Genomic DNA, 17306 nt, shown 5'->3' with positions numbered 1-17306 from the left:
CCTTTGAATTTCTTGTTGGTCAGGATAGTATAAAGTTCCCCCTGAGACAAAGCCACCTCGTCAATGGATAAATGAGTGCCCATGTTTTCAGGGTAAATCATCCATTGGTGCGCATGTTCGCGTGGAGCCCATGTATTAAACGAGCTTAAATGTTTTTTGTATTGTCTTTGGAGTCTCTTTCCGTTAACTCCGAAAAAGCCTCCAATAGTATGACAATCTGTAGCACTCTTATCTATTAATTTCTTTTAAAAAAGTCGCAAACTCCTGAGTCATGCGAGTCCCTTTAGCTACTAAAGTCCAATCTCTTTTGATGATTTCTCCATTGGTTTTATTAGTCCAACGGCGTCTTTTAATGTGCAAATACACAAATTTACCTCTTAATGGAAAATCCTGAATAGTAATCTCATCAAGAAACCCCTTAGAAATCAATTCAAAAGAATTAAACTCTTGTGGAGGTTTTATTTTTTCTTCAAAATACAGATGCAATACTTCTTCTGTGTTAGTAGTAGAAACTACTTCAAAGTATTCTACTAAAAAATCAGGAAGCATAAATTTTAAAAGCTCTATAGGTGTCATATCTAATTCTTAGATTACAAATTTCTAATTTTATTTTGACATTCCTCCCCAGGTTTTGCTCTTGATCCCTTTTCTGGCTTTCAGCCTTTTCTCCCCAGGTTTTGTTCTTGATCCATTAAAATGATTTAATCCTTAGTTTAAGTTGCGTCCGGCTCCTTTACCTCCATCAACATTGATAATTGAACCTGTAATAAAACTGCTTTTTGCAACCGTATACGCCATTTCTGCAATATCATCGATCTCACCTACACGGTTTAACAGATGTAAACCGGCACTTTGATCTGCGTTATCTCCATGCATTGGTGTACGTATAATACCTGGCGCGATGGTATTGACACGAATGTTTTGTTTTCCAAATTCGGCCGCTAACTGAATCGTTAAGGCATGGATAGCTCCTTTGCTTGATATCGGTGCAGTAGCAGGCAACCCTCCAAAACCATGATTAACCAGCGGTGTCCCAATATTAATTACAACCCCATCCTGTTGTTGCAACATTTGAGGAATTACGGCTTGTGTGGTGAAATAAGTCCCTTTAAAATTGGTGTTCAAAAATTTATCCAAATAGGCTTCATCTACTTCTAGAAATGGTTTGCTGTCAAAAATCCCTGCATTGTTAATCAATACATCTATTGATCCAAACTTTTCAAGTGCTACATTTACTAATTGTTCACCGGTTTGTTTATCGCTTACATCTCCGGCAACCATCGCAAGATTATTTCCCGCTCCTAATTCATTGAATGTATCTTCAAGGGTGCTTTGCAGTAATGAATTAATAACTACATTATCCCCTCTGTCTAAAAAATATTTTGCAATTCCTTTTCCTATTCCTGATGCTGCACCAGTAACTACTATTGTTTGTTTTTTCATTGTTTCTATTGTTTATTGAATTTATTATTTTTCTTTTTTCTGTAAAGCCCTTTCTCTTATTACTGATCCTTGTTCTCCGGCATATCCCCAATTATCGAGATCTACTTCCTGAATTACAACATGGGTCAAATGCGGATCTTTGTTTAAGGTTTCTGTAATTAAATTGGTTACTCCTTTTATAAGGATTTGTTTCTGTTCTTTAGTTACGCTTTCTCGCGTAATCTCAATTTTTATGAATGGCATGACTTTTTTGTTTTATGCTTATCGCAGTTATTTGATTTTTTAATTAAATTGTAGACAATAGAATCCCTTCATGAAAGAGGAAAAATTTCCTTTCATGTCTCTTTTTCAGTGTTGTTTAGAGAGTAAGAAGCTTGGTGTTTTTGTCGCTTCTCTATGTAAGTGAAGTAATTACTCCAACCCGAATGCCTCTGCCAGTAATTCGAGGGTTTTCATTCTGTTTTCTTTACCAAAAATCTGGGGCAATATCATTACTTCGTCGGTTTGGTATGCGGCGGCAAGCTGCTCGATTTGTTGCTTTGCACTATCCGGATTTCCAACAATAATTCTTCTTCTGTTGTTCCTGATCATTTCTTTCTCTTCCACTGTATAAGGATACTCCTGAATACTGTCAAAATTCATGTAGTAGGGAGTTTCACGTCCTGACTCTATCATTAACATCCAATGATCAAATCCTTTAGCAAGCTCTTCGGCAGCTTCTTCTGTTTCGGCAATTGCCGCAAAAATGGCTACCATGTTTTGAGGTTTAGAGCTTATTACCGAAGGACTGAAATTGGAGAAATAATCTGCTGTGGCCTGCAATCCAGTTCCGCCAGGGTTAATAAAATGCGCGAATATATAAGACATACCTTCCCTACCGGCGAGTAATCCTCCATTACCTCCTGCTCCCAGTGACCATAATTGTGGTACGGTAGTGACAACAGGTGATGGGACTAAACCCGGAAACGAAGAATTTATTTCTTCCTGACCGCTCAAATAAGCTTTTAAATCTTTAACCTGCTGTTCATAGGATGAAATTCTAGTCTTTCCAAGGTTTAGTGCCGAGTGTGTGATTTTATCTCCTCCCGGAGCTCTTCCTATACCAAGATCGATCCTGCCGGGATACAAAGCTTCCATAAGCTTTACGCCTTCTGCTACTTTGTATGCACTGTAATGTTGCAGCATCACACCTCCGGACCCAATACGTATATTTTGTGTATTGGCTAAAAGGTGCATCATTAACATTTCGGGATTACTTCCGGCTAAAGTCTGCATTCCATGATGCTCAGAAACCCAAAATCGTTTGAAACCTAATTTATCCGCAAGTTGAGCCAGTTTTGTGGTTGCAATTAAGGCTTCTCTTGAATTACTCTTCTCGTCAATAGGAGAATAATCTAATATGCTTAAATGAATCATAACTTTTTTTTTGCAAATTTAGCACCAAAAAAAAGCTGCCACAATAACGGCATAACGATTCAGATACGGCAAACTTATTCCCTATAACTACGCTATTTATTGGTTGTTTCTTTTTTTAGTTCAAGAAGTTTTCTAAAATGCTCGCGATATTTATTTCCCCATTCTTCCATGGCAAGGGTTATTGGAAGCAAAGAGGTTCCAAATTCTGTAAGGGAGTATTCTACCTTAAGCGGTAAAACAGGGTATATTTTTTTCTCTATAATACCATGTTCCTGAAGTTCGTTTAATTGAATATTGAGCGCACGTCTTGATGCAGCCGGCATGGCTCGTTGCAGATCGCTTGGTCTAATAATCCCTTCATGAATAAGATTGATCAAAGTAGGTTTCCATTTCCCGCCAATAATTTCGCTTGTAATCTCTATACCACAGGAATACTCTTTTTCTATTTTTCTCTCGTACATAAATCAATAGTTATTTTAGTTTTCAGCTAACCTAAGCTGCATTTAAACAGACACAAACGTCTTATTTTGGTATTTACAACTGGACATTACGTCTTTCAAAAAGGCAAGAAGTCCGTAAACAAGTACTGCAAAGATAATTATTACCACCTAAAACAAATACATCCTCTAAATTCTAGAAAAACATCTTATTTGAAAGGAATTTCTTTGATATATTAGTATATTCGAAAAATATAAATGGAAGATTTTTTAAAGACCGACACCGACAAAATCATTAAATTTTAAATTATGAAAATTAAAACCTTAAATGTTACCTTTATGGTAATCACTTATTTAATTTCTATCCCAATTCTAGGATTTTTATCCGCAGTTATAGGATTTAAAACGCACTATCTTCTCCTCTTATTTTTTCATTTTATTTTCTTCTTTTTTCTGATATACGTATTCACCGGTACATTAAGCATTGATTGCAACAGTGACAAAGATACCCTTACATTAGAGTGGGATAAAAAACCGATCTATACTAAAATCCAAAATCAGGTCATTCTTTTATCCGAAATTAAAAGCTGGAATTTTTTTAATGGCCGTGGTGCTGACCGGCTAAAAATATACTTTAACAGTGGTGAGTCTTTAATCATTGATTTTAATAATTTGATTGACTTTGGAGAAAATTCTAAAAAAGCAGACCAGCTGCTCTTTTTTCTGAATACCAAAAACATCAAACAACAATTGGCTTAACCACTCTAACCCTAAGCTTGAAAAATATTACAAAAAAACATCCCAAAACCATGTACCGTACCTCTATTACTACAACTATTTGTTTTTATAAACGAATAACGAACGCATTTACGAATCCTAAAAATCTGCTGTCGGTTTTTACCCTCTTATGGCTGTTTTCGTTCTCCTGTACTATTCAGGCCCAAAGCTCTGCTAAGATCATGAAGGATAGTTTGATGCTGTACAATAAAGTACTTTCGCCAAAACAAATGCAGGAGGATCTTAAAATACTTCGAACAATAAACGAAAAAGCAAATTCCGGTTTGTATCAATACCGCTCTAAAAAACAGGTAGACAGTATTTACAACGGTGCCTTTAAAAGTATTAAAAAGCCCATGAGCACTATCGAGTTTTACAAAATAATGCTTCGCCTGTCCGATTATGAAGGAAGTTTACACAATTACACCATTCCCGATCTCGATTTAATCAACTTTCTGAACAGACAAAAGTCCTTTTTCCCTTTTCCTCTAGTCTATATTAACGGACAAATTATTTTTGACGGTCAATCATCGGATATCCCTCCAGGTTCAAGAATAAAAAGTATAAACGGAATAAATGATGCACAATTAATGCGCTCTTTCTACAAATATTATACAACAGATGGTCATCATCTTGTCCAAAAATTATCGGCCAGTGTCAATAAATCGTTTGGATTAAACTACCTGCTCGAATATGGTCTTTGTGATGAATTTATTATAGAATACAGCGTACCAAAATCGGAGGCTCTTCAAAAAACAGTGCTTCGTGCCGTAACGCTAAAGGAAAGAACAGCCAATCTTAAAAACAGGTTTAGTGCTCCGGTTACTGATTTACTAGATTATAAAAAACAGTCTCCGTATAGCTTCCGTATGATTAACCCCGCTACAGGTTTGTTGAATCTAAGATTTTTTGGTATGGCCTATGGATCAGACGATCCTAAGTTTAAACCCTATGTTCGATTTTTGGACAGCATTTTTACAGCACTGGACAAAAATAAGGTTGCTAATCTGATCATTGATGTTAGAAATAATCCGGGAGGCAGTGATCCTAACTTCGAACAGCCTGTTATGTACCTTACCGATAAACCCTTCAAGGAAAATGAAAAGGCTGTCATCCTATTCGACCCTAATGTTTTACCTCTCGAAAAGTATTTTTGGGGTACTTCAACTTCAGAACGAATGGATAGTACTGCTCTAAAAGCGGGAAAAGAATACCTGAAATCACTGTATCCGGTATTCCAAAACAACATCAGTATTCAGGATCAGAAATACAATCCGGTTTACCATCCTAAATCGCCGCTCTTTAAAGGCAAGCTTTATCTTTTGATTAATGAAAATGTGGCATCAGCTGCTTCCCATTTTGCTTCTTTGGTAAAAGCATATGTAGATAATGTTACCATAGTAGGTCTGGAAACCGTTGGAGGTTACTACGTTCACAACGGACATTCACCATTGGTTTACGAACTTCCTAACTCAAAAGTAAAAACACAATTTTCAATTGTAAATGTCGTACAGGATGCACCTAAAAAAGCGAACCAGCCGGAAGGTCACGGTATTATGCCCGACTATGAAGTATGGCCTACTCTGGATGACTTTTTTGAACAGAAGGACACACAAATGGAATTTGTTCTTAAGCTGATTGCTAAATAATTAATTCTAGTTTTACAATATTTCCCCCTATAAACACAAAGCTCCGAAGAAATCCGGAGCTTTGTTATTTTAGGCTAATTACATAATATTATAAAATTTTTAATGCCTCCCTTATTCAAAACACTTAAAGCGGCTATTCTATCATTTTCAATTAAAAAATACAGTACTATTTTTTTGTTTTCTTTTAAAATAAAAACCTTCGAAAAATCGGTTATTACAAATTCTTTTTGAACTTCTTTGTCATTCGTTGCTTTTATTATTTTTAATTTTGATAAGTCCTTAGATTGCAATTCTTTTCTTATGGAAGCAATACCATCTGTTAAAAATTTATCTAAAGTAGCTTTTGCTTCTGTATGCTGTTTGCCCTCGCAAATGTATTTATCTTTTATAACAGGTATTTCGATATTTTTATCTTTACAAGCAGCAATAAAATTAAATATCAGTTTTTCTTCTTGACTTTGCACATTGCAACTTATAAGGAAAATCAGTAAACATTTAATCATTAAATTTTTCATAATTCGTTTATTTAGAGTTAGAAAGAGCTATTCCCCCAGTAGTTTTAATACTAGCACCCGAAGGTAGTGCCATATTTCGAATATCCTGCCCTAAATTTCCTGGGTTTGTTCCTCCTCCCCCCGGCCAAGATCCATCAGTATTAGGTAATTTTAAACCTCCTGTTGCTGCTATTTGTTGTGCAAAATCGCTACAGTTATTTGTATTTAAATTGTATTGGCCAGAGTAATTTGTAATTTTTGAAATTACTTCAGATAACTGTGAAGCAGTTAATGTTTTAGATATTCTAACATCATAAGAGTGTCCACTATCGTTAAGGTAGGCGGGGCTAGAACCTGGTGAAGTAAAAGGATTCACTCCATTTGAAGGATAATAACCAATAACTCTGACAATTCCGTTTTGTTCAATAGCTAAAAATGTATGACCAACCTCAGGATTGACCATTCCGTCATAGGCGTCAGATTTATTTGCAATAGGCTGATCTACATAAACATGAAGTGTTCCCTCTGAGTTTAAATTAAAATTTTTAAAATAATCCTGTCTATTTGCTATTTTTTTTGCCTCCTGTGGTGCGTTCAGTAGGATGTCATCAGACCATGTTACATACATAGGACCAGATATACCCGGCATATACCCGGGAGGTAAACTTCCAGGCCCATAATCCGGAACCCACATCCAATTACTACATTTAGTATAGGGCCCCACTGTAACGTAATAAGTACAAACTGTCCTATTTGTTGTGTTTTTGCCTTGGTCAAGATTATGAAGACTTACTTGTTCTCCTTTTTCAAATTTTCCCGAATACACAACTTTGTTTTTAGCACTTTGAACCGTTATATATCCTGAATACTTGGTACCCGTTTTGTAAAGATTGAATTCTTTGCTATTATTATCAAAATCTATATCTTTTGTAGTATAGTCAATATCAAATACTTTAAATATTCCTTCTTCGTCTTCAATAAAAAGTAATCGCATATAACTCTTATAATCTTTATCCTCAACGACATTTGTAGAAGTATTATTTAGTAAGACGAGAGGTACCTCAACGGCTTTTCTTCCCTCTTCGTTAATAACAACAGCATTATTCCAATCTATTAATTTTGTGTATTTTAATACATCTAAGCTTGTTTCGCTTTTTTCAAACCATTTTTTTGCGTTGGCAGTAATAAGGCTTTCATTGTTTGATTCTATTTCTTCTGTTTGACATCTCGAAAATAAAAGAGTCATGCTTATAAAAATAAAGACAGAAGTAACATTTTTTAATTTGTGCATCATAGATTAGTTAATTTAATATTGGTTAAATCTCAAAGAATTATATGTCCCAGATTAAATAATTTTAAATACCATAGCAATAAATCACCATACTACGAAAAAGTTATATCAATCCAGCACCACAATGGTAGCAATAAAATTCTTATAAAAACACAATTTTATGATTTATTTTTAATTAGTTTAAATAAACATTGTAGATTTTTAACTTACCAATTTGTTTTCCGCTAGCTTTAAGTACCGTATTTTATTGCACTCGGATTAGGTAGATTCGACAGGACGAAAACGCGGATTAATACAGATTTTTTTTATTTTTAGTAGAAAGCATATCGTTTTTTCAATAGCAATACTCATTGTTAAAACTGCTGATTTATTCAGATAAGTAAACAGGCGATTGTATTGGAGTGACAAACTCCAATACAATCGCCTGTTTTGTTGTTTCCTTTAACTTTCTGGATGCAATTAGTTTTAACACACAGTTTTATGTATCCTTCCGCCTACTATTCCTGCGTACTTTACGTAAACCTTTGCGATCTCTGCGGTTAAAAAACAGTCCAAAATCTACTATTCCGGACTGATAAATGGATAGTATTTTTCATCTATAATTGGTTCGATACCAAAGAAGTCATTCAGAACCGATTCGGCGGTACAGAAGGCGCCTTCTACCCAGGCCTGATCGTTTGAATAGGTTTCTCCAACGATAAAAATATCGCAGTCTGCTTTTGGAACGAGTTGTGAAGGTTTTCTAATTTTTCGTTGTACATCACCCAGATTATAGTGTGATTTATAGGCATGATATCCGGCATTGAATGGCGGAAGCGACCAGTCCATATATCGGGTTTCTAAAGGTTCAGGTACGGCCGAATAATCCGTCTGTGGTCCAAAATGTAATGCTGCCAGTTGCGAACGAAGCATTTTGACCATTACCGGAGTAGCTACACGCGGCCCCTCTAGCGTTTGACAATCTCTGGACTCCGGAATTTCACGTGTTCCATGAGGGCCAAGTTCTAAAGCTTTCCAAAATGTGGTGTATTGAATGTCGTCATAACTGGCCAAAATACCATACACTTTTTCCCCTTTTTGATTGAGGGCATTATCACCAAAATAAACCACTTGTCGGATCGGCATATCGGTAATACTTGGACCAATGGTATCTAATTCGGCTATAGCTGAGATTTGCTTTTCTTCTTTAAAAGTCAGGCGTTCCTGAATCGCATTTTCTACCGCAGCTATAAAACTGGCCTTATCGTTAAACGATGTCGCGATAATAACGGGATTTTTTGCTGATTCTATTGCTTTCAGATAATTAGAAGGAAATTTTTCTTTTTTCAGTTTAGCAATTCCTTCCTGCGTTAAAAAGTAACTAGTTAGTTTGGCAGGATAAGTTGGGCTTCCGGCTTCGGTTGTTCTCCACCATGGTGTAGTAAAAAACATCCCTATTTTATAGGAAGGTTCCATAATTACAGATTCCAGATAGAGCTGTACTTCTTCGTGGTTTAAGATGTCCTGACCTTCATCATCTGTATAACGTGTTGCCTGAGCTACCAGCTCAATGGATGCGCGAGGCATGGCCAAGAATGCAGCATCACATATTTTACTATCGGCAAGTTTATCCGGAGTTGCGCGTTTTGCGGTAGTAAAACGAATCCCTGCCTTAGTATGCAAAATCGAACGCAATCGGGTATCCGGAAAATAATTCAGCGTAATTCCTTTTTGTTTGGCTAGTTTTTCAACTTCCTCAAATAAGGCAACAAATAAGCTGGAATATCCTTTTACCAGCGTTTTATATTCTGTTCCCGGCGTAAACTCGTCATTAACATTAAACGACTGGGCACTATGACTATTTACTACATTGGAGCTATAGCCGTTACCATCTGCCAGATAGCCAAATCCTTCTTGTCCAAGTCTGTCATAGGCAAGATTCCAATATCCAATATCCTTTAGTAAATCTCCTCTTTGAAAGATGGAACTGTCCGGCATGTCAATCTCGATCTTTCCATTCTCATAAAACTTACACCATTCTCTACGGGTAACAGGACCTGACGTTGCTGTGATTGCTACAGATTGTATGGTGGTGAATCCATCATCTGGCGGAGCATCTTCACCATAATTATTAGTAAAATAAGGAGCCGGCTGATTCGAATTAACATCTGAGACATACATGTTCTTGGTACGCAAAGACATTAAAGGATCAGCAGATTCGTTAAATTCAACTGAATCTTTCTTTAAATCCAGTTTCTCTATCGTTTTTGTGACTACACGATGTCCTGCTCCTTGTGGAGTGCCGTCCCAATATGAATATCGCATACCGCCCAATTCCAGATACGAATTGTCTTTGTTGTCTTTATAATGCCACGTACAAACGCGTGCTCCTGCCTCTCTGGTTCCCTGGTTTTTTTTAGAAAAATCATATTTCCCCCAGTCGTAGAGTTCTAATACATCGCCTTTAATCAGCATTTTTTCATTTTTGTCGCGTTTGGATTTTCCATCCAGTAATCTCCACGCTGTATAGAGTCCGGCTGCACCGGCTCCAAAAATAGAGTATGTTTTTTTGCTCATGATTTTATGTTTTTAATTTTTTTATTGCTTTTTACTAGTTGTTTTATTCATTCCCCAGCCTTTCCATCTGCTGTGCCAGGTCTTTTTGAGGAATTACAATTTCTACCAGAGTGGGCAGATCTGTTTTTTCCTTTAGTTTAAGAAGTACTTCGTCTAATTCTTTTACGGTTTCAGCACGGTAGCTCTTTGCTCCAAATGCTTTGGCAAGTGCCTGATAGTCCCATTTTGGAAGAATATCAAATTCATCAAACTTATGAGACGAACCTTCTTTAAAAGAGTCCATGTCAACATATACCTGTTCGATGGCATATACCCCATTGCTCATCACGAAGATTACAGAGTTGATTTTGTATTTTACCAGGGTCGAAAGCGCTTGTGCTACCATCATAAAACCACCGTCACCTGCGATAGTCCAGGCTTGTTTACCACTTCCTAACTGAGCTCCGGAAGCAGCACCAGTTTCAAAACCGATACACTGCCAGGCAGCAGAAGAAATAAAGGCATTCTTAGATAATCCGTACATATTGGTGGCTACATACATAGAAGAACTGACCCCAAAAGTGAATACGATATCGTCCAGCATTTTTTGTTTTTCCAGAAAATAAGTGGCTCTCTCAAAAAAGCGGTTGAATGTTATTACTTCGGGAGTTTTGTTGTATTTAGGGTCTGAGTTGGATCGCCATGGTTCGGGAAATTTTGGCTGAGCGGGAGCTACTGCTTTTAAAGGATATCCAGAAGCTTTTTTGAAACGTTCGGTTAAGGCTTCGATGAAATCTTTTAAGGTTACATTTTCATAAGTAAAATAACCTACCCGCATTTCCTGTGTGGTTACCTGGATCATAGCTGAAAATTTATTTTCTACCAGCCATAAATAGTCATCGGTAATAATCGTTCCCAAAGACAAAATGCAGTCTGAAGCTTCCACTATTTTAATCACTTCAGGTATCGAAGCCTGATCAGAGTACGTTCCTATAAACTTATCTCCTTTCTCATCAAGAACTGTTTTTCCGAGTGACGTTGTAGTGTACAGCATTCCAGTTACTTTAATAAGTTCCTCTAACTGCTTTGATAAATTGTGTCGTAAAAGCTCTACTCCTGCAAAAATCAGCGGTTTTTTTGACTGACTGATTTGTGTCCAGGCTTGCGAAACTGCATTCTCCAATTCCGCTGCTTCGCTTTTTATGATCTTAGGTTCTAATTTTTTATTGGAAGGTTTAGGACAAGGTTCACCCCATACCTCTTTATAACAGGCTATATAAACCGGACGCTGATGTGTAAGTGCCGCAATAATTAAGTTATCGATTTTTTCAGGAGCATCTACAGAGCTGCTCAGCGTTTCGGCCGCAACGGTTACTCTTTCAAAAATTTCCTGATCGGCATTGAGATTGCCTGTAGAATGGTGATAAAGTACATTGTACATATTTCCAATTTGCCTTGCGTCTGCTCCGGGTGTAGCGCTAATTACAACCACAGGACTGCGTTCGACATAAGCACCGGCAATGGCATTCAATGCGCTGTAAGTACTTACCCCATATTGCAAAGATACCGCTCCTAAACCTCGGGTACGGGCATAGGCGTCTGCTGCATACGAAGCATCTAATTCATTTGATGTTCCAATGGTTTTAATTCCGTTAAAGTCTTCGAGAGCTTGTGTAAAATGTTTCACATAATCGCCCGGGATCTGAAAGACCTCGGTAACATTTAATTGTTTGAGTCGGGTGAGCAGATAATCTGCAACTGTAAATTCTTTTGTAGGTTTCATTGTTTGGCGGTTCTAAATTAGGAGTCTTGTTTGTTTTGGACAGCAGATCTCTTCTCTGGTATTCTTTTAAAGTGATCTCCTGATTTGTATTTCTTTATAAAATTACCAGTCTGCCAAAACACAAATTAAAAAAAAGGCATGAGTGCCGAATTTTTATCCATAAGAAACCCAAATAACAGCATGAGATCAGTTTTCACATTTAGAACAAAGGTTGGTCTCTTTATTATCGCCCTTTTCTTTTTTTTAGACAAAAAATGACTCGACAATTGACGAATAAAAATATACTGACCTGTATAACAATTAAATAGACCTAAAAAAATGACCATTTTACGCTTTTCCGTATTAGAATTTTGATGTTATGCGGAAATTCTGACGTTATTTTTTTCTAAAAATATAAAGCAAAAACATCAATTAACACTTAAGTAACTGAAAATTAATATTTTACAAACTATAAGATTGTTTAAAAAAGGGTATTTTTACGCTGTCCTGATATCCCTAAGTTTTTCTAATTTAGATATTCTATCAGCCCACGTTTTTATTACAAATCCAAATTTAAGCCTGGAAATACTTCTTTTTATTTTTAAATCTGCGCCTTAGAGCTACTTCTTTTTAGCCTAATTACATCGTATTACTACAAGCGGAATATCACAAAAACAAGCCTAAAATACACCCACTGCTTTAAAAAAGGCAGAGATTTGAATTGCCTTTTCTTAAAGAATATCAGAATATTAAAATTTTTCACCAGATGATTTTTGAAGTTATTCAGATTATTACAGAACAAGTCAACAACTACCTCGATGAAATTGGGTTAGAAAAAACGGTTGTGCCTGAAAACATTGCTTTTCTGGAGTCACAAAATGAAACGGTATCCGGAAATCTGGAAGATAAGGTAGCACTTACTCTTATCAATCTGGATGAAGAAGCGACTTTGAAAAACTTTCCCAATCACATTGTTCAAGGCAATAAAACGATCTATAAAAACAGTGTCATCAACTTAAATCTGTACCTGCTCTTTAGCGCCAACAGAACCATATACATCAACTCTTTAAATGATATTTCGAAAATCATTACTTTTTTTCAGGGGAAAAAACTTTTTACACAGTCTGATACTATTTACAACCGAAATAATGTGGCCATGGCCAATATCGACAACTTCAGATTTACCGTTGAGCTTTACACCCCCACTTTTGAAGAATTGAACTATATCTGGGGAACTCTGGGCGGCAAACAGCTTCCATCGGCTTTGTACAAGGTGAGCATGATACAAATTGAACGCAATATTGCTCAAAGTGAAGGACCACTTATCAGCAGAATTAAGGGTATAACGAAAACAAGAAAACAATCATGAGTTATAGTATCACATACGGATTGTTATTGGAGGTAACCATTTTGCATAATTATTTCCTGAATAATGGTGAAGAAACCTTTGCAAGTATGTCGAATGACGATAAAGAAAAGATGCTTCAAAAGTTCAACACTGCTGTTTTCACCACGATCACACCAACTCTGGAGACCCACACTATACTCCAAAACTATAAAATGGTGTTCAAAGAAAATAAAACAGGTTTCAAGATTTATATTAAAGTCAAAGAAGATGACGAAACAGATCCGTTTATCAAAGTTCCTGCCGATTTGAACCTGAACTTTCTAATCACTATCCATGACTATCAATTTGAAAATTACACCAATTTAGAATTTACGCCTAACCGGGTCTTTCTGTTCAGTAATGTGAAACCTCCTAAAGAACCGGTTAGCTTCAAATACCTGCCTAAAATTAATGACAACAAGTTAATATCAAGTGCATATTTAGTATCTGAAGAAACCACAACTGATCTAATTTCAACACTACATTCATCAGAAACACAAGACCTGTTTGGGATTATTTCACTGACGCTGCAAGGCGATAATAGTCCTGAAAATAGTATAGACGATGATGGTAAAATAAACAGTCCAAATTTCAAAATCCATTTTGACAATCGAAAAACGCTTTGGAAATACATCAACCGCAAAGCTGCCTCCGAAATTGAAACCAATACAACAAAACCCTTAACACGTTCCGGCTTTGTTGAAATTGACCCGCTAACCGATTTTGACGTACCGCAACCCGTGAGCAGCAGCTATCCTAATCCATCTGTAAAAGCAATAACAAAAGACAATGGTGATTACTATTCTGAAATATTTATTTAATAATTAAAAACAATTAATCATGGCAACAACTTACAAAACACCCGGGGTATATGTTGAGGAAATCGTAAAATTTCCTCCTTCTGTTGCCCAGGTAGAAACAGCAATTCCCGCTTTTATTGGCTATACTGAAAAAGCTACAAACAAGATTAATGGAGATTTGAAATTAAAGCCCACCCGAATAACCTCTCTCTTAGAGTACGAACGTTTTTTTGGTCTTGCAAAACCGGAAACAACCATTAGTGTTACCATCAATGATGTTTCTACGGATAATGGTGATGTTAGATCTATTATTGTAGATCAGCCTACTTCAAAGCAGCCCTTTTTGATGTATTATTCGCTGCAATTGTTTTTTGCAAATGGCGGTGGTCCTTGCTACATTGTTTCAGTAGGCCGTTATGGCAATGATTTAGACGATGCAGATTCTGCTGTTACTGCGATCAACAACAGTAATGCACTAAAAAGCGGATTAGCAGAAATAGAAAAAGTAGATGAACCGACTTTGTTATTGTTTCCCGACGCCACAAAAGTATCAGGAATCACGATTACGGATTACTACGGATTGTACAACGATGCGCTGACCCAATGCCAAAATCTTCAGGACAGATTTACACTGATTGATACACTTAATTATGATGAATCAAGCCCTACAGATGCAAATATAGACGATTTAAGAAATAAAGTGAGTTCTGAAAAAGATACTATTAAATACGGAGCAGCTTATTATCCACATTTAGAAACCATACTTGATTATGCTTTTGATGCAAGTAAAATTGTCTTAAAACACTATTCTTATACGGCAAAAGCCTACGATCAAATTGCTGTGGGATTAGTACCTATTGAAGACCCCGCAACCGGAATAGCTGCTACGGTAACCAAATTGGTAAACGAACCAGTAGCCGGCGATATTGCCGGACAGATTAGTGATCTGTTGTTGCAGATGTATAGTAATAATGCCACCGGTTTTGATTTAGGCGGAACCTTCGCGAGCAGCCCTGCCAAAAAAACGGCTTTCTTAAATAAACTGAACCCTTTACTGACTACTTTGGAAACTTTATCCATATTAAAGAGTTCGTTAAACGATGAAGCCAATGCTGCCATCAGTACCATCTCAGACGAAGATCCGGGAATTGCAAACACCATCACCTCAACCCTGAATACTTTCAATTTAATATTTACGGCTCCGGGTAAAATCGATGCTGTCTATAAAAATTTAAAAGCGTTAAAGAAAAAAATACAGGATGAAAACACAGATCCTAAACTGAAAAAAATTCTACTAACCGACACTTTAAATTTTGACACAGAAATAAAAAAACTGGTAACCTATACTCCACTGAATGCTCAAACCGGAATCAGCGGACTAGTCAATAATTTCTCAGGCATTGCCGCCGCCCTTACCGCGCTTTTGAATGCTATTAAATCGGTTAGCGGAAAAGATTTAAATAATGGAGAATTAAACGGAAGAAAATTAAGTGCTCTGGAAGCAATTGACAACGCTACTTACAATAAAATCCTTACCGAAATTTACAACCTTCCTATAACACTTCCTCCTAGTTCGGCTATTGCAGGAGTCTATGCCAGAGTCGACAAAGACAGAGGGGTTTGGAAAGCGCCAGCCAATGTAAGTCTGAACTATGTCATAAAACCTACCGTTAAAATTACCAACAATATTCAGGACGGTTTAAATGTTGATACGGTTGCCGGTAAATCGATCAATGCCATCAGAAGTTTCACTGGTAAAGGAACGTTGGTTTGGGGCTCCCGAACATTAGCCGGAAACGATAACGAATGGCGTTATGTACCGGTGAGACGTTTCTTTAATATGGCCGAAGAATCCATCAAAAAAGCGACCGAGCAATTTGTATTTGAACCTAACGATGCCAACACCTGGATACGCGTGCGAGCCATGATAGAAAATTTCCTGATTCTGCAATGGAGAGCCGGAGCATTGGCAGGAGCTAAACCGGAACAGGCTTTTTATGTCAGAATCGGACTGGGGCAAACCATGTCGGCTATAGACATTCTCGAAGGCCGATTAATTGTCGAAATTGGAATGGCAGTAGTTCGTCCGGCGGAATTTATCATACTTCGCTTCTCTCACAAAATGCAGGAATCTTAATTAATACCGATTATGCATTCAATATAGCCCAATAAAAATTGCCTATTTTCATGCTATATCGGCATTATTCCAAAAGTCTCAGGACAGTTTTAAAAATATAACATGTACAATAAAACACTAACATTAAAAAACATAGATCATGAGTTATCCGCTATCAAAGTTTCATTTCTCAGTTGACTGGGGTGGAACAAAAATAGGATTTACAGAAGTTTCGGGATTAGATGTCGAAACTGAGGTTATTGAATACCGTCAGGGAGCAAGTCCCGAGTACAGCAAGATCAAAATGCCAGGCATGCAGAAATTCTCCAACATCACACTGAAAAGAGGAACTTTTAAAAGTGATAATGAGTATTATGCCTGGTGGAATACGGTAAAATTAAATACCATAGAAAGAAGGGATATTACCATCAAATTACTGGACGAAGAACACAATCCTGTAATCACCTGGAAAGTAAAAAATGCATGGCCTACCAAAATTCAATCCACTGATTTAAAAGCCGACGGAAACGAAGTCGCTATTGAATCTATGGAATTGGTTCACGAAGGTTTATCGATTCAAAATGACTAATCATGGCTAATTATTATCCACCTGTCGGTTTTCACTTTTTAGTAGAATTTCAAGGTCTTGGTACGAAAGAAAAAGACCATCAGTTCCAATCGGTTTCCGGCTTGTCTGTTGATATCGAGACAGAAGAAATTGCCGAGGGTGGAGAAAACAGATTCAAACACAAACTCCCGGTAAAGACAAAATATCCAAACCTGACTTTAAAGAGAGGAATATTGATTGATTCTGATGTCATTGACTGGTGCAGAAAAGCTATTGAAAATTTTTCTTTTGAACCCGTAAACCTGACGGTCAAACTACTGAACCAGGAGCATCAGCCTTTGGTTTCCTGGAATGTGGTTCACGCCTACCCTGTAAAATGGTCGGTGGAAGACTTTAATGCCGAAGAAAGCAAGCTCGTCGTCGAAAACATTGAGCTTACTTATAATTATTTCACCTTAATGAAAAGTTAGTTATGCCAATAGAAATAAAAGAGCTTCACATTAAAATAAATGTGAGTGAAGGATCAAAACCGGCTGCTTCTCCAAATTCTCCGAAAAGTAAAGGAGAAGAGCCCGTTGCAGAATGCGTAGATCAGGTAATGAAAATTATCGAACGTAAAAAAGAACGTTAA

General features: G+C 36.9%; 17 protein-coding genes. 8 read left to right on the top strand and 9 right to left on the bottom strand.

Annotated elements, in window-relative coordinates:
* Nucleotides 1-228: 228 nt before the first annotated feature.
* The 5 genes from JO950_RS08180 to JO950_RS08160 all read right to left on the bottom strand — a co-directional run bounded on the left by JO950_RS08180 (nucleotide 229) and on the right by JO950_RS08160 (nucleotide 3320).
* On the bottom strand, nucleotides 229-576 hold the full coding sequence (locus JO950_RS08180; protein WP_202702201.1) for a transposase: 348 nt from the start codon (nucleotides 574-576) through the stop codon (nucleotides 229-231).
* Nucleotides 577-708: 132 nt separating this feature from the next.
* On the bottom strand, nucleotides 709-1443 hold the full coding sequence (locus tag JO950_RS08175) for an SDR family NAD(P)-dependent oxidoreductase (protein WP_202702200.1): 735 nt from the start codon (nucleotides 1441-1443) through the stop codon (nucleotides 709-711).
* A gap of 24 nt (nucleotides 1444-1467) precedes the next feature.
* Nucleotides 1468-1686 (bottom strand): 4-oxalocrotonate tautomerase family protein, encoded by a 219-nt coding sequence (locus JO950_RS08170; protein ID WP_202702199.1) that lies wholly within the window; start codon nucleotides 1684-1686, stop codon nucleotides 1468-1470.
* A 168-nt stretch (nucleotides 1687-1854) separates the two neighbouring features.
* Nucleotides 1855-2859 (bottom strand): LLM class flavin-dependent oxidoreductase, encoded by a 1005-nt coding sequence (locus JO950_RS08165; protein ID WP_202702198.1) that lies wholly within the window; start codon nucleotides 2857-2859, stop codon nucleotides 1855-1857.
* A 92-nt stretch (nucleotides 2860-2951) separates the two neighbouring features.
* Nucleotides 2952-3320 carry a helix-turn-helix domain-containing protein gene (locus JO950_RS08160; protein WP_202702197.1) on the bottom strand — a complete coding sequence of 123 codons (369 nt, stop codon included), beginning with the start codon at nucleotides 3318-3320 and terminating at the stop codon, nucleotides 2952-2954.
* Between the two features lie 285 nt (nucleotides 3321-3605).
* Between JO950_RS08160 and JO950_RS08155 the strand changes: the two genes are divergently transcribed.
* Both JO950_RS08155 and JO950_RS08150 read left to right on the top strand, forming a co-directional pair.
* Nucleotides 3606-4055 carry a hypothetical protein gene (locus tag JO950_RS08155; RefSeq protein ID WP_202702196.1) on the top strand — a complete coding sequence of 150 codons (450 nt, stop codon included), beginning with the start codon at nucleotides 3606-3608 and terminating at the stop codon, nucleotides 4053-4055.
* Between the two features lie 17 nt (nucleotides 4056-4072).
* A complete protein-coding gene (locus JO950_RS08150; RefSeq protein WP_202702195.1) occupies nucleotides 4073-5722 on the top strand; it encodes a S41 family peptidase in 1650 nt (549 codons plus the stop codon).
* Nucleotides 5723-5796: 74 nt separating this feature from the next.
* Here the strand turns inward: JO950_RS08150 and JO950_RS08145 are convergent, their stop codons facing one another.
* The 4 genes from JO950_RS08145 to JO950_RS08130 form a co-directional block, all read right to left on the bottom strand.
* On the bottom strand, nucleotides 5797-6237 hold the full coding sequence (locus tag JO950_RS08145) for a hypothetical protein (RefSeq protein WP_202702194.1): 441 nt from the start codon (nucleotides 6235-6237) through the stop codon (nucleotides 5797-5799).
* A 7-nt stretch (nucleotides 6238-6244) separates the two neighbouring features.
* Nucleotides 6245-7510: a hypothetical protein gene (locus tag JO950_RS08140; protein ID WP_202702193.1), complete on the bottom strand. Its 1266-nt coding sequence runs from the start codon at nucleotides 7508-7510 to the stop codon at nucleotides 6245-6247.
* Between the two features lie 558 nt (nucleotides 7511-8068).
* Nucleotides 8069-10063, bottom strand: a complete 1995-nt coding sequence (locus tag JO950_RS08135) for a hypothetical protein (protein ID WP_202702192.1) — start codon at nucleotides 10061-10063, stop codon at nucleotides 8069-8071.
* A 43-nt stretch (nucleotides 10064-10106) separates the two neighbouring features.
* Entirely contained in the window at nucleotides 10107-11825 is a 1719-nt protein-coding gene (locus tag JO950_RS08130) for an alpha-keto acid decarboxylase family protein (protein WP_202702191.1), read from the bottom strand.
* 745 nt (nucleotides 11826-12570) lie between these two features.
* Here JO950_RS08130 and JO950_RS08125 point away from each other — a divergent pair.
* The 6 genes from JO950_RS08125 to JO950_RS08100 all read left to right on the top strand — a co-directional run bounded on the left by JO950_RS08125 (nucleotide 12571) and on the right by JO950_RS08100 (nucleotide 17306).
* Nucleotides 12571-13173, top strand: a complete 603-nt coding sequence (locus JO950_RS08125) for a DUF4255 domain-containing protein (RefSeq protein WP_202702190.1) — start codon at nucleotides 12571-12573, stop codon at nucleotides 13171-13173.
* Nucleotides 13170-14012, top strand: coding sequence for a hypothetical protein (locus JO950_RS08120; RefSeq protein ID WP_202702189.1), 843 nt, complete (start codon nucleotides 13170-13172; stop codon nucleotides 14010-14012). Before JO950_RS08125 ends, JO950_RS08120 begins: the two co-directional genes overlap by 4 nt.
* A 19-nt stretch (nucleotides 14013-14031) precedes the next feature.
* Entirely contained in the window at nucleotides 14032-16128 is a 2097-nt protein-coding gene (locus tag JO950_RS08115) for a phage tail sheath C-terminal domain-containing protein (RefSeq protein ID WP_202702188.1), read from the top strand.
* Between the two features lie 139 nt (nucleotides 16129-16267).
* A complete protein-coding gene (locus JO950_RS08110; protein WP_202702187.1) occupies nucleotides 16268-16696 on the top strand; it encodes a phage tail protein in 429 nt (142 codons plus the stop codon).
* 2 nt (nucleotides 16697-16698) lie between these two features.
* Nucleotides 16699-17145, top strand: a complete 447-nt coding sequence (locus JO950_RS08105; RefSeq protein ID WP_017497867.1) for a phage tail protein — start codon at nucleotides 16699-16701, stop codon at nucleotides 17143-17145.
* Nucleotides 17146-17147: 2 nt separating this feature from the next.
* Nucleotides 17148-17306, top strand: coding sequence for a DUF5908 family protein (locus tag JO950_RS08100; protein WP_165607941.1), 159 nt, complete (start codon nucleotides 17148-17150; stop codon nucleotides 17304-17306).

Source organism: Flavobacterium sp. UGB4466, from assembly GCF_903469665.1.
GTDB classification, from domain to species: Bacteria; Bacteroidota; Bacteroidia; order Flavobacteriales; family Flavobacteriaceae; genus Flavobacterium; species Flavobacterium lipolyticum.
Note: the sequence above shows the minus strand (reverse complement) of the source record. Positions and strands in the feature narration are given on the sequence as shown.